Here is a 14119-nt window from a genome sequence, read left to right as displayed (position 1 = left end):
AGTCTCCCAAGCTTTTTGACCGTCGGGCGCCGGCGGGGGCTTTCCTGTCACGCGCGCCTCGCGCGCGCAAAATTGGGTACCGGTAGAGGCACATGGCACGCATCGTGATGAAATTCGGCGGAACCTCCGTCGCTGATTTGGACCGCATCAACAATGTCGCCCGCCATGTGAAACGCGAGGTCGATGCCGGCCATGAAGTCGCCGTCGTCGTTTCCGCCATGTCCGGCAAGACCAACGAGCTGGTCGGCTGGGTGCAGAACATGCCGAAGGCCACCGGCGCCAACTCGCCCTTCTACGACGCGCGCGAATACGACGCGATCGTTGCTTCCGGCGAACAGGTGACCTCGGGTCTTCTTGCAATCGCGCTGCAGTCGATGGGCATCAACGCCCGCTCCTGGCAGGGCTGGCAGATCCCGATCCGCACCGACAACGCCCATGGCGCTGCACGCATCCTCGACATCGAGGGTGCCGAAATCATCCGCCGCATGGGCGAGGGCCAGGTGGCGGTCGTCGCCGGCTTCCAGGGCCTCGGCCCGGACAATCGCGTCGCCACGCTCGGCCGCGGTGGCTCCGATACCTCGGCGGTGGCGATCGCCGCTGCGGTCAAGGCCGACCGCTGCGACATCTATACTGACGTCGATGGCGTCTACACGACCGACCCGCGCATCGAGCCGAAGGCGCGGCGGCTGAAAAAGATCGCGTTCGAGGAAATGCTGGAAATGGCATCGCTCGGCGCCAAGGTGCTGCAGGTGCGCTCGGTCGAGCTCGCCATGGTGCACAAGGTCCGCACCTTCGTGCGTTCGTCTTTCGAAGATCCCGATGCGCCGGGCATGGGTGACCTTCTCAACCCGCCCGGTACGCTGATTTGTGATGAGGATGAGATCGTGGAACAGGAAGTCGTAACCGGCATTGCCTATGCCAAGGATGAAGCCCAGATTTCGCTGCGCCGTCTCGCCGACCGGCCGGGCGTCTCCGCCGCGATCTTCGGACCGCTCGCCGAAGCCCATATCAACGTCGACATGATCGTCCAGAACATTTCCGAGGACGGCTCGAAGACCGACATGACCTTCACGGTTCCGTCGGGCGACGTCGACAAGGCGCTGAAGGTGCTCGGCGACAACAAGGAAAAGATCGGCTACGACGTCGTTCAGTCCGAGGCCGGCCTCGTCAAGGTGTCGGTCATCGGCATCGGCATGCGCAGCCACGCCGGTGTCGCTGCTTCGGCCTTCCGCGCACTCGCCGAGAAGGGCATCAACATCAAGGCGATCACCACCTCCGAGATCAAGATTTCGATCCTGATCGACGGTCCTTATGCGGAATTGGCGGTTCGCACTTTGCATTCCGCTTACGGTCTCGATAAGAGTTAATCGACAGGCGACTGATTTGGGATTCGCGGCGGTTTACGCCGCGCGTCCGGCTGCCGCCGTCTACTCTATTTCGGAGACCCTACGCGATGAGAGACCTTTCCGCAGGTCCGCGCGTTCTCCTCAAGCGGTTGCGCGAGCTTATGGCGGAACCGCTGGAGCCGCAGGAGCGCCTTGACCGTATTGTGCGCCAGATCGCGCAGAACATGGTTGCGGAAGTGTGTTCGGTCTACGTCCTGCGTTCCGACGGCGTGCTCGAACTCTACGCGACGGAAGGTCTGAACAAGGCCGCCGTCCACCTGGCGCAGTTGAAGATGGGGCAGGGCCTCGTCGGCACCATTGCCGCCTCTGCGCGGCCTCTCAATCTTTCCGACGCCCAGTCGCACCCGGCCTTCACCTACCTGCCGGAGACCGGCGAAGAGATCTACCATTCCTTCCTTGGCGTGCCGATCCTGCGCACGGGCCGTGCGCTTGGGGTTCTCGTCGTCCAGAACAAGGCGATGCGCAACTACCGCGAGGACGAGGTTGAGGCGCTCGAGACGACCGCGATGGTTCTCGCGGAGATGGTGGCGACGGGTGAACTGAAGAAGATCACCAAGCCGGGTCTCGAACTCGACCTCTCGCGCCCGGTCTCGATCGAGGGCAACAGCTACGGCGAAGGCATCGGCCTCGGCTATGTCGTGCTGCATGAGCCGAGGATCGTCGTCACGAACCTCCTCAATGAGGATACCGAGCAGGAACTGCAGCGGCTCGCCGAGGCGTTGGGGTCGCTGCGCATTTCGATCGACGACATGTTGTCGCGCCGCGACGTGTCGATGGAGGGCGAGCACCGGGCGGTGCTCGAAACCTACCGCATGTTCGCGCATGACCGGGGCTGGGTGCGCAAGCTCGAGGAGGCGATCCGCAACGGCCTGACGGCGGAAGCGGCGGTCGAGCGCGTCCAGAGCGAAACCAAGGCGCGGATGATCCGGTTGACGGACCCGTATCTGCGCGAGCGCATGCATGATTTCGACGATCTCGCCAACCGCTTGCTGCGCCAGCTTTCCGGCTATGGCGCCAAGCTCTCGGCCAGCGACTTCCCGACCGACGCCGTGATCGTCGCCCGTGCCATGGGTGCAGCCGAACTGCTCGACTATCCGCGTGAAAACGTACGCGGCCTGGTGCTCGAAGAGGGCGCCGTCACCAGCCATGTGGTGATCGTCGCCCGTGCTATGGGCATTCCGGTGGTGGGGCAGGCGACGGGGGCTGTCGCACTTGCGGAAAACCGCGATGCGATCATCATCGACGGCGACGATGCCAAGGTGCACTTGCGGCCGCTCGCCGACCTGCAGCGCGCCTATGAGGAAAAGGTTCGCTTCCGGGCGCGGCGCCAGGCGCAGTTCCGGGCGCTGAAGGATGTCGAGCCGCTGACCAAGGACGGCAAGCGCATCACGCTGCAGATGAATGCCGGTCTGCTCGTCGACCTGCCGCATCTGAACGAGGCGGGTGCCGAGGGCATCGGCCTGTTCCGCACCGAACTCCAGTTCATGATCGCCTCGACGATGCCGAAGGCGGAAGAACAGGAAGCATTTTATCGCAATGTGCTGAAACAGACGGGCGGCAAGCCCGTGACCTTCCGCACCCTCGACATCGGCGGCGACAAGGTCGTTCCCTATTTCCGCGCGGCGGAAGAGGAAAACCCGGCGCTCGGTTGGCGGGCGATCCGACTGTCGCTGGACCGGCCGGGTCTTCTGCGGACCCAGCTTCGCGCGATGCTCCGCGCTGCGGCCGGTGCCGAGCTCAAGCTGATGTTGCCGATGGTCACCGAGGTTTCCGAGCTCAGGATTGCGCGCGACCTCTTGCAGAAGGAAATCGAGCGGCAGTCGAAGCTTGGTGAACAATTGCCGCGCAAGCTGCAGTTCGGCGCCATGCTGGAGGTGCCGGCGCTGCTGTGGCAGCTCGACGAACTGATGACTGAAGTGGATTTCGTCTCGGTCGGCTCCAACGATCTCTTCCAGTTCGCGATGGCGGTCGACCGCGGCAACGCCCGCGTATCCGATCGTTTCGACGTGTTGGGACGGCCGTTCCTCAGGATCCTGCGCGACATCGTGCGCGCCGGCGACCGGCACGATACCCCGGTGACGCTCTGCGGCGAGATGGCGAGCAAGCCGCTCTCAGCCATGGCGTTGCTGGGCTTAGGCTTCCGTTCGGTGTCGATGTCGCCGACGGCGGTAGGGCCGGTCAAGGCGATGCTGCTGGCGCTCGACGCCGGCAAGCTTGCTGCCGCGCTGAACGCGGCGCTGGACGACACGCACGACCAGACGCCTATTCGCCAGATGCTGGTGGATTTCGCCGCGGAAAACGGCATTCCGGTTTAGACTGATATGACGCGTCGTGACCCTCGTCCGGACCCGATCCGGGCGAGGGGAGACGCATTTGGAGTGAGACTTGGCAAAGCTTCCCGTTGAAAAGATGCGCGAACTGGAACGGCGGTTCGGTGAGATCGAGGCCCGCATGTCTGCCGGCCCGGCTGCGGACGTTTATGTCAAGCTTGCCTCGGAGTATTCCGAGCTGCAGCCGGTCGTGACGAAGATCCGCGCCTATGAGAAGGCGACGGCCGAGCTTGCCGACATCACCGCCATGCTCGCCGACAAGTCGACCGACCGGGAGATGCGTGATCTCGCCGAAATGGAAAAGCCCGAGGTCGAAGCGACGATCGAGACGCTGGAGCAGGAAATCCAGATCCTGCTTCTGCCGAAGGATGCGGCCGACGAGAAGAGTGCGATCCTCGAAATCCGCGCCGGCACCGGCGGATCGGAAGCGGCGCTCTTTGCCGGTGATCTCTTTCGCATGTACGAGCGTTATGCGGCCGCCAAAGGCTGGCGCGTCGAGGTGCTTTCGGCGAGCGACGGCGAAGCCGGCGGCTACAAGGAAATCATTGCGACGGTTTCCGGGCGCGGCGTGTTCTCGCGGCTGAAATTCGAATCCGGCGTGCACCGGGTGCAGCGTGTGCCGGAGACCGAGGCGAGCGGCCGCATTCATACCTCGGCCGCCACTGTCGCCGTGCTGCCTGAGGCCGAAGACATCGACATCGAGATCCGCCCCGAGGATATCCGCATCGACACGATGCGCTCGTCGGGCGCCGGCGGTCAGCACGTCAACACGACGGACTCGGCCGTGCGCATCACCCACCTTCCGACCGGGCTCGTCGTCACCAGTTCGGAAAAGTCGCAGCACCAGAACCGGGCAAAGGCTATGCAGGTCCTGCGCTCGCGCCTCTACGACCTGGAGCGCCAGCGCGCCGACAGCGAACGTTCGGCCGACCGCAAGAGCCAGGTGGGCTCGGGCGACCGCTCCGAGCGCATCCGCACCTACAATTTCCCGCAGGGCCGGCTGACCGATCACCGCATCAACCTGACGCTCTACAAGCTCGACCGGATGATGATGGGTGAGATCGACGAGGTCGTCGATGCGCTGCTCGCCGATTATCAGGCGAGCCAGTTGGCGCAGCTCGGCGAACAGCGGGGCTGAGCCATGACCGAAACGCTTGCAAGCCTCGCCGCCGAAAGCCGCGATCGCCTGCAGGCGGGCGGCATCGAGCATGCGGCGCTCGATGCACGGCATCTGATCTCCGGCCTGCTCGACCTGTCGCTGAGCGCGGTCGTGTCGCGGGGCGGGGAACCCGTGTCAGAGGCGGATGCCGCAAGGATCCGGGCGGCCGTGGCGCGGCGACTGGCACGCGAACCGGTCTACCGCATTCTTGGCGAACGCGAATTTTTCGGCCTGCCGCTGAAGCTTTCGAAGGAAACGCTGGAGCCGCGCCCGGATACCGAGACGCTCGTCGATCGCATGATCCCCTACCTGCGCGAGGTGGTGGCGCGAAAGGGGAGTTGCGCCCTTCTTGATCTCGGCACCGGTACCGGAGCGATTTGTATCGCGCTGCTGTCCCAGGTTCTTGAAGCAAGGGGCACGGCTACCGATATATCGCAGGACGCACTGGCAACGGCGACGGCGAATGCAGCCGCTCTCGGTCTTGCCGATCGGTTCCGACCGCTTCTCAGCAACTGGTACGAAAAGGTGGACGGACGCTACGACGTGATCGTCTCAAATCCGCCGTATATCCGGTCCAGTGTCGTTCGTGAGCTTGAGCCGGAGGTGAGACTTCACGACCCGGCCGCAGCGCTTGATGGCGGAGCAGACGGGCTTGATGCCTATCGCGCCATCGCTTTTCAGGCCGGTCATCATCTTGAGACAAACGGCGTGATAGGCTTGGAAATCGGTTTCGACCAGAAAGAGGCGGTGACGGCGCTGTTTAACGCCGAAAATTTCCGTCTGCGTGAAGAGGCGAAGGATTTCGGCGGTAACGACCGCGTCCTGATCTTCGAACGCGACATCAACCGTTGAAAAAATGCTGCACTGACGCATCTTCTTTCTTGCTCAGGCAAAGAAAGGGCTTGGAATCCCAGAGGAAGCGGGCTAGTTTGCCCGCGCACTGGGCAGAAGGTCATGGACCTAAGATTCGTTCCGGTATGACCTGGCCACGGGGATTGCTCTCAAGAAAGAGTTGCTAGGGTTCAACAAGTGCCTTGTGCGGGTACCTGTTAATTTGACGTCAGTCGGCGCCGAAGCCGCCGTTGTGCGAGCGCAGCGGTGCGTGTTCTGTCGGGCGTGAACGGATCCGGCCGGAAGACGAAACCACATGATCATCATTATCAAGAGAATTCGGGTGAATGTACTATGAGGCCAGGACAGCAAAACAAGCGCGGCCGCGGGCGGAATAACAACAATAACAACAACGGAAACAACAACAATCACAACCGCAAGGGCTCGAACCCGCTGACGCGGACCTACGACAGCTCCGGCCCGGATGTGAAGATTCGCGGTACTGCCCAGCACATCGCCGAGAAGTACGCAGCGCTTGCGCGCGATGTCCAGAGTTCCGGCGACCGGGTGATGGCAGAAAACTACCTGCAGCACGCCGAACACTACAACCGCATCATTGCTGCCGCACAGGCGCAGATGCAGGACCGGTTCCAGCGCGAGGACCGTCAGGATTTCCGCGGCCACGATGCATCCGAGCAGGACCAGGACGATCTGGATCAGGTCTATATCGACGACATGCCGGCCCCGGTTGCCGTGCCTGCAGCAGCACCTGCCGCCGAGCCGCAGCCCGTCGTTATCGACGGTACGGGTCCGCAGCCGGTAATCGAGGGTACGCCGGCGGAAGTGGCGATGGAAGAGGAAGCCCCGGCCGCCTCCGGCCGCGCTGCGTCGCGCCGCCGCAATACGCCGCGTCCGCGCCGTCCGCGCCGCAACGCGCAGGAAGGTGCTGCCGACGACGCCCAGCCTTCGGGCGATGCCGCCTCCGAAGCGCCGGTGCTTGCCGCTTCCGAGTAAGCGAGCCTGACAACGACTTTGCCCATTCAGGGGCATGCCAAAAACCCGGCTTTGCATGGCCGGGTTTTTCTTTGCCTACAGCGCCGCGCGTCTTATCGGACGCGCAAAGGTCGCTGTAGCACTTTGAAGTGCTGCATGTTTTTGTCCTTTAATCGGCTACGATTAAAGGAGACATGCAGTAGCCGTTGGCGATCAATGGTCGACGCTGTCGACGATCAATGCCGCAAGATTGGCACTGGCGGCTGTTTCGTTGGTCCGGCCTCGGATCAGTTCGCGGCCGATCGCCTCCGCAGCCCCCGCGATACCGGTGCAGCGCAGACGCAAATCACCGGCGGAGATCTTCGCGAAGGGGCCGAGTGCCGCCTCGATCATGGCGACATAGTCGTCGGCCTGTTGCTGCTGCGTCGCGATCATGTCCGCATTGCCGCGCAGCGCTGCGGAAATCGCCTGCCATTCCTCACCACTGTCGACGGCACAGTCGATGTAGACCGAACTGATGATGTCGGCGACCGCACCGAGCTGTTTCGGTGCCCCGGCGAGCGCGGTCCGCAGCTTGGTCGCGTGGCGATCCTCGATTTCCTGGGACAGCGCGATCAGCAATCCCTCGCGCGTACCGAAATGTTCATAGGCGATCGGCTTGCTGACGCCGGCACGCTCGGCGAGGTGGCCGAGCGTCAGGGCATCGGCTCCGCATTCGCGCAGGATCGCCTTGGCGGTCTCGATCAATTGCGCACGCCGTTCGGGTTTGGCGAGCTTTCGACTTTTCGTCGGGGCCATCGATCGCAATCCTCTTTTCGCGTCGCCACGTCTCTTGAAAGCCGTGCTCGGCAACTTATCTACCAATAGTAACTTACTAAAGGTAAGTTCGATAACCAACCGGGCACTTTTCGTTTAGGAGATAGGAAGATGTCGAGCAAGTTTCTGCCTGTTTTGATGATCGGCGGTTCAGGAGTCGTCGGATCGCAGGCTGCGAAGATCATCCGTCGGCTACAGCCCACGTTGCCGGTCGCCGTCGGCGGCCGCGATCTCGGCAAGGCAGAGGCCGTCGCGCGGGAGGTGGGAAACGCCGTCGGTGTAAGCATCGATCTGGAACGGCCGGATCTCGGCCTTGGCGACGAGCCGCGCTTTAGCGCCGTCGTCATCTTCCTCAAGGACGAGAAACTGAGCTCCATGCGCTACGCCCAGCGCCACGGGATCCCCTATATCAGCCTGTCCAGCGGCACGTTCGAGGTGGGGCCGGAGATGGCGCAATATATCCACGCGCCGGACAAGGCGCCGATCCTGCTCGCCAGCCATTGGCTCGCCGGGGCCGCGGTCTTTCCGATCCTCGAATTTGCGAAAGCCTATGCGGCGATCGACCGGATCCGCATCGGGGTCCTGCTCGACGAACAGGACATGGGCGGTCCGGCCGCGCTCGCCGACTACAATCGCATTACCGGCTTTGCGCCGGCGGCTTTGACGGTCAAGGATGGCAGGCTCCACTGGGCCGGTGGCGAGGATTCCAAGGCACGCTATGTCAGTGTCGACGGTGTCGAACTCGATGCGGTTGCCTATTCGCCTTTCGACGTCATGGCGCTTGCGGCCCGGACGAATGCCGCCAACATCCGGCTGGACCTCGCCTATAGCGAATCCGCAAGCAGGCGTCGCGGCGAGCCGTTTTCGACCGAAATCGTGATCGAGATGGCGGGGCGGGGGAGGGACGGTCAGCCACTCGATCATCGCCATGAGATCGTGCAGCCGGAGGGCCAGGCACCGCTGACCGCCCTCGGCATTGCGCTCGCCGTGGAACGCTTGCTCGGCCTTGAAGGGGGCGACGCGTCGGCCCCCGGTCTCTATCTCCCGGAGGTTCTGATCGACCCGGCCTACTATGTGCGGCGCATGAAGGAGTTCGGCGCGTCCTTCACCGAACGGTCGATGAGCGCGGCTTAGCGAAGCCGCGGAGTTTCTCGCTTTCTCAATGGGCAAATGCGGCCGCGGGGAAATCGTCAGACGGCCGCATTTTTCGGTTGCAGATTTCCGTCCACGGACCATGGCCGGCTCTTTAATTTCCAAAATCGGTGCCCCATATTCGCTTCGGATGCGTTGATCCGGCGCAAGGCGGGGATCGCTCTACACTCACAAGCTTGCCGAATGCGGGAGCTTGATCCTGAAACACCGACGGGTGCCACGAGATGGGCCTGCCGGGCTATGGAGGTAAAGTATGAACATTGAAAAATATTCAGAGCGCGTGCGCGGTTTTCTGCAATCGGCGCAGACCTATGCGCTGGCGCAAGGACATCAGCAGTTCACGCCCGAGCATGTGCTGAAAGTGCTGCTCGACGACGATCAGGGCATGGCCGCCTCGCTGATCGAGCGCGCCGGGGGCGACGCCCGCGAGGCGCGTGCCGGCAATGATGCGGCACTTGCCAAGCTTCCCAAAGTTTCCGGCGGCAATGGTTCCGTTTACCTGTCGCAGCCGCTCGCCCGGGTTTTCTCGAGCGCCGAAGAGGCCGCGAAGAAGGCCGGTGATAGTTTCGTCACCGTCGAGCGGTTGCTGCTGGCGCTTGCGATCGAAAGCTCGGCCGCAACCTCCGGCATTCTTGCCAAGGCCGGCGTGACCCCGACCAAGCTCAATCAGGTGATCAACGACATCCGCAAGGGCCGCACCGCCGATAGCGCCAATGCCGAGCAGGGGTTCGACAGCCTCAAGAAATATGCGCGCGACCTGACGGCAGACGCGCGCGAAGGCAAGCTTGACCCCGTCATCGGCCGTGACGACGAGATCCGTCGTACCATCCAGGTGCTGTCGCGCCGCACCAAGAACAACCCTGTGCTGATCGGCGAGCCCGGCGTCGGCAAGACTGCGATCGCCGAGGGGCTGGCGCTCCGCATCGTCAATGGTGATGTGCCGGAAAGCCTCAAGGACAAGCGGCTGATGGCGCTCGACATGGGTGCGCTGATTGCCGGCGCGAAGTTCCGCGGCGAGTTCGAGGAGCGGCTGAAGGCTGTTCTCAACGAGGTGCAGTCCGAAAACGGCGAGATCATCCTGTTCATCGACGAGATGCATACGCTGGTCGGTGCCGGTAAGGCGGACGGGGCGATGGATGCCTCCAACCTCCTGAAGCCGGCGCTTGCGCGCGGCGAGCTGCATTGCGTCGGCGCCACCACGCTCGACGAATACCGCAAGCACGTCGAGAAGGATGCTGCCCTTGCCCGCCGGTTCCAGCCGGTCATGATCGAGGAGCCGACGGTCGAGGACACGATCTCGATCCTGCGCGGCCTGAAGGAGAAGTACGAGCAGCACCACAAGGTCCGGATCTCGGATTCGGCCCTGGTTGCCGCCGCGACGCTTTCCAACCGCTACATCACCGACCGGTTCCTGCCGGACAAGGCGATCGACCTGATGGACGAGGCGGCGTCGCGCCTGCGCATGCAGGTGGACTCCAAGCCGGAAGAACTCGACGAGCTCGACCGGCGCGTCATTCAGCTGAAGATCGAGCGTGAGGCCCTGAAGAAGGAAACCGATGCGTCATCGAAGGATCGGCTGGAGAAGCTCGAGCTCGACCTCGCTTCGCTCGAAGAGCAGGCATCGGCGCTGACGGCTCGCTGGCAGGCGGAGAAGCAGAAGCTCGGTCGCGCCGCTGACCTCAAGAAGCAGCTTGACGAAGCCCGCAACGAACTGGCGATCGTCCAGCGCAAGGGTGAGTTCCAGCGTGCCGGCGAACTGACCTACGGTGTCATCCCGAAGCTCGAGAAGGAGCTTGCGGATGCCGAAAGCCAGGAAAACGCCAATGCCAATCCTATGGTGCAGGAGGTCGTGACCCCCGACAACATCGCGCATGTGGTCTCGCGCTGGACCGGTATTCCGGTCGACAAGATGCTGGAAGGCGAACGCGACAAGCTGCTCAGGATGGAAGACGAACTGGCGAAGTGGGTCGTCGGCCAGGGTGACGCCGTGCAGGCGGTCTCCCGCGCCGTCCGGCGTTCGCGCGCCGGGCTTCAGGATCCGAACCGGCCGATCGGCTCGTTCATCTTCCTTGGCCCGACCGGCGTCGGTAAGACGGAGCTCACCAAGGCGCTTGCCCGGTTCCTCTTCGACGATGAAACCGCGCTGATGCGTATCGACATGTCGGAATACATGGAGAAGCACTCCGTGGCCCGCCTGATCGGCGCACCTCCCGGCTATGTCGGCTACGAGGAAGGCGGAGCTCTGACTGAATCCGTTCGCCGCCGGCCCTACCAGGTCGTGCTGTTCGACGAGATCGAGAAGGCGCATCCGGATGTCTTCAACGTGCTGCTGCAGGTGCTTGACGACGGCCGCCTGACCGATGGTCAGGGTCGCACGGTCGACTTCAAGAACACGATGATCATCATGACCTCGAACCTCGGGGCCGAATATCTGACCGGTCTCGGCGAGAACGAAGACAGCGATGTGGTTCGCGACCAGGTGATGGAGGTGGTGAAGGCCGCCTTCCGTCCGGAATTCCTGAACCGCGTGGACGAGATCATCCTGTTCCACCGGTTGCGCCGCTCGGAAATGGGCGCGATCGTCGATATCCAGCTCGAAAGGCTGCGCAAGCTGCTCGCCGAGCGCAAGATCACGCTGGAACTCGAGGACGATGCTCGCGCGTTCCTGGCCGACAAGGGCTACGACCCGGCCTATGGCGCACGTCCGCTGAAGCGGGCGATCCAGAAATACGTGCAGGATCCGCTCGCCGAGAAGATGCTGCAGGGCGAGTTCCCGGATGGTTCGACCGTGAAGGTGCTCGCCGGTTCCGACCGCCTCAACTTCAAGCGCGGTGCGACGACGGACAAGGAAGCCGCCTGACAAGACATCAAAGACAGGGGCCGTCCTTCGGGGCGGCCTTCTCATTTGTGCCAGATTTTTGAAGAGGGGAGGGACGCCCCGAGCATGTCGCGCAAAGTGCGCAACGGTTTGTGCGAACGACATGCGAAATATCAAGAACCTAAGGCGCAAGAGCGAGTCTGAAAGATCGCGACCCCGCTTTAGTTGCTTGCGACTTCAGCGCCGGCGCCGTCCTTGTTCAGCAACTCGTCGATGCGGTCGCGTTCCTTCTCGAACTTCGCCAGCGCGTCGCCGGAAAGCGACTTGCCGCCGGGGAGGCGGATGCGCAGCGGATCGACCTTGTTGCCGTTGACGATCAACTCGTAATGCAGGTGCGGACCGGTCGAAAGACCCGTCGTGCCGACCCAGCCGATGACCTGGCCCTGGACGACCTTGCTGCCTACCTTGACGTTCTTGGCGATCGCGCTCTGGTGGTTGTAGGAGGATACGTAGCCGTTGGCGTGGCGGATCAGCGTCTGGTTGCCATAGCCGCCCGAATCCCAGCCGGCCTTCTCCACGACACCATTGCCGGCGGCGATGATCGGCGTGCCGCGCGGAGCGGCCCAGTCGACGCCGGTATGCATGCGCGAGAAGCCGAGGATCGGATGGCGGCGCATGCCGAAGCCGGAGCGGAAATGGCCGTTCGGCACAGGATTGCGCAGCAGGAACTGGCGGATACTTTTGCCTTCGGTGTCGAAGTAGTCGATCGAATTGTCTTCCGGGTCCTGGAATCGGTAGAAGGCCGTGACCGCATCGCCGAACTTGGCGCGGACATAGAGAAGCTCGGAATCTTCCGTCGCCATGCCGCGTTCGTCGGTCACGGAGAAGAAGGCTTCAAGCGAGTCCGTCGGCTTCAGCTGCGCCTGGAAATCGACGTTGCTGGCGAGCAGCTTGACGACGAGGCCGACCATGTCGGCGCTCATGCCATAGGAAAGGGCGGCGCGGTAGATGCCGTCATAGACCCGCGGCAAATCGTGGCCGCTGGTCATGACGGGTGCGCCGTTGTCATCGAAGGCGGTGGCGACCGCGTCGAGTTTCGGCGGTTCCGCACCCGGAACGAAGCGCCCCTTGTCGTCGACCGCCATCGTCAGCACATGGCGATTGCGCGAATAGATGGTGGCGCGCACGATGCGAGCCTCTTCGCCCTTCTGCGCTTCGCCGTTCTGAATGATGCCGATGCGCAGAACGTCGCCTTCGTTGAGTTCCGTCGCCCCGAGCGCGTCGCCGATATAGCCGGCGGCGTCTTCGGCCTGTGCCTTGGCATAGCCGGCATTGATCATGACCGTCGCAATATCGGTCTGGCGTCTGACCGGAATGATGTCGTCGGCGTATTCGGTGCTTTCCTCGTCGATGGTCTCGTAGGCGGCGTCGCTCTTGTTCTGCTCGACGATGCGGGCGGTCAGGCCCTGAAGCAGGTCAAGCCCGTCGCTTTCGGAAGCGAAGCGCTGCGGGTCGACATAATAGAGCGAAGCGACCTGCGTACTGCCCTCGGTCAGGACAGAACCATTGGTGCGGACATTTTCCTCGACCTCCTCGAGCGACATCGAGCTGTCGAAGGCAACGCCGCCATGCAGCGGGAAATCGACGGTCTTCAGCGCCACTTCGGAATCGACATTCGAGCCATAGAGCGTACCGGTGCGGGCGACCGGGGATTCCTCGTCCGCCTCGTCGGTGGAGAAGATCGCCAGCGGATCGAAGTCCGGGTAGCTTTCCGAGGGTTGATGGTTGGCGGCGAGCGCCATCTTGACGTGAACGAAGGGCTGCTTGCGCACCACTTCCTTCTCGCCGTCATGAGTCATGGTGGAGACTTCCATGACCGTCTTGTCGGCCGGCTTGGCGACGAGCTTCGGCGAAAGGATGCGGCCACCGCGCACGGCATGCGCCTGTTCGTCGCCATTCGGCGCGGCGTCGAGCGCCGCATAGGCTTCGGCGGGGATCGCAAGCTGCTGCCGCCCGTCGAGGGCGGCAAAAAGCGCAACGCCCATGAGAAGACTTGAGGTGATGCCAGTGAGAAAGGTACCGGAAAGCCAGCGTAGGGAGATCTCGCGCCTGTCGGGCGCGCGACGGCCATGCGCAAGGATCGGCGGCTGGTCGCCGAGCGACCTGACCATGTTCTTGTCGGTGTTCATGCCGAGCTGAGGGTCCCCGATTTCTCTAAACCGTATTCTTGCCTGCGATACGTTGCGCGAAGATGTGCATCTTTCGCGTAACGGAGTCAAATCGCGGGGGAGGGGAGGGGGCCGATATCCCAGTTATCCCAAGCCTGCCCGCGCGAGAACATCCGCGACGCATCGTCGATTTCGCTTAGATCGGCGGATTGTGAAAAAGTGAGGGCCAAAATGTGTCTCCACAGGCCGAAGAGGGGAGGGAAAACTTTTTGGGGGGCTCAAAGTCCTGCGTTTCCGGGCTTTGTCAGAAATCTGTCATTTTTTTTGAAAATGTCTGTTGACGTGTGAGAGGGGGTGGGTCTATAAGCCCGATCACTGACGAGGGCGGCGGCGCTGCTGGCGACGACGACCTTCGCTCTAGAGTTTCCTGGGTTGGCTGAGGCTGA

General features: G+C 62.9%; 9 protein-coding genes. 7 read left to right on the top strand and 2 right to left on the bottom strand.

Annotation, left to right across the window (positions count from 1 at the left end; genetic code table 11):
• The first annotated feature begins 92 nt into the window (after positions 1 to 92).
• From AC0C6X_RS15085 to AC0C6X_RS15065, 5 genes are all read left to right on the top strand, one after another.
• Positions 93 to 1367 (top strand): aspartate kinase, encoded by a 1275-nt coding sequence (locus AC0C6X_RS15085; protein ID WP_472953814.1) that lies wholly within the window; start codon positions 93 to 95, stop codon positions 1365 to 1367.
• 86 nt (positions 1368 to 1453) lie between these two features.
• Positions 1454 to 3721 (top strand): phosphoenolpyruvate--protein phosphotransferase, encoded by a 2268-nt coding sequence (gene ptsP, locus AC0C6X_RS15080; RefSeq protein ID WP_173520586.1) that lies wholly within the window; start codon positions 1454 to 1456, stop codon positions 3719 to 3721.
• 70 nt (positions 3722 to 3791) lie between these two features.
• The gene (prfA, locus tag AC0C6X_RS15075) at positions 3792 to 4874 is read left to right on the top strand and encodes a peptide chain release factor 1 (protein ID WP_173520587.1); all 1083 of its coding nucleotides are present in this window, start codon (positions 3792 to 3794) and stop codon (positions 4872 to 4874) included.
• A 3-nt stretch (positions 4875 to 4877) separates the two neighbouring features.
• Positions 4878 to 5747 (top strand): peptide chain release factor N(5)-glutamine methyltransferase, encoded by an 870-nt coding sequence (gene prmC / locus AC0C6X_RS15070; RefSeq protein WP_472953812.1) that lies wholly within the window; start codon positions 4878 to 4880, stop codon positions 5745 to 5747.
• Between the two features lie 333 nt (positions 5748 to 6080).
• Positions 6081 to 6740, top strand: coding sequence for a DUF4167 domain-containing protein (locus AC0C6X_RS15065; RefSeq protein WP_173520589.1), 660 nt, complete (start codon positions 6081 to 6083; stop codon positions 6738 to 6740).
• Between the two features lie 192 nt (positions 6741 to 6932).
• Here AC0C6X_RS15065 and AC0C6X_RS15060 read toward each other — a convergent pair whose 3' ends face one another.
• Entirely contained in the window at positions 6933 to 7517 is a 585-nt protein-coding gene (locus AC0C6X_RS15060; RefSeq protein ID WP_173520590.1) for a TetR/AcrR family transcriptional regulator, read from the bottom strand.
• Positions 7518 to 7646: 129 nt separating this feature from the next.
• Between AC0C6X_RS15060 and AC0C6X_RS15055 the strand changes: the two genes are divergently transcribed.
• Both AC0C6X_RS15055 and clpB read left to right on the top strand, forming a co-directional pair.
• A complete protein-coding gene (locus tag AC0C6X_RS15055; RefSeq protein WP_472953808.1) occupies positions 7647 to 8669 on the top strand; it encodes an NAD(P)-dependent oxidoreductase in 1023 nt (340 codons plus the stop codon).
• A 271-nt stretch (positions 8670 to 8940) separates the two neighbouring features.
• Positions 8941 to 11547, top strand: a complete 2607-nt coding sequence (clpB, locus tag AC0C6X_RS15050) for an ATP-dependent chaperone ClpB (RefSeq protein WP_173520592.1) — start codon at positions 8941 to 8943, stop codon at positions 11545 to 11547.
• Between the two features lie 179 nt (positions 11548 to 11726).
• Here the strand turns inward: clpB and AC0C6X_RS15045 are convergent, their stop codons facing one another.
• Entirely contained in the window at positions 11727 to 13694 is a 1968-nt protein-coding gene (locus AC0C6X_RS15045; protein WP_247960764.1) for a M23 family metallopeptidase, read from the bottom strand.
• Positions 13695 to 14119: the final 425 nt, after the last annotated feature.

The sequence above is a fragment of the Ensifer sp. VA4 genome (assembly GCF_055710065.1).
The sequence above is the reverse complement of the archived record's forward strand: the minus strand, read 5'-3'. Positions and strand labels throughout refer to the sequence as shown.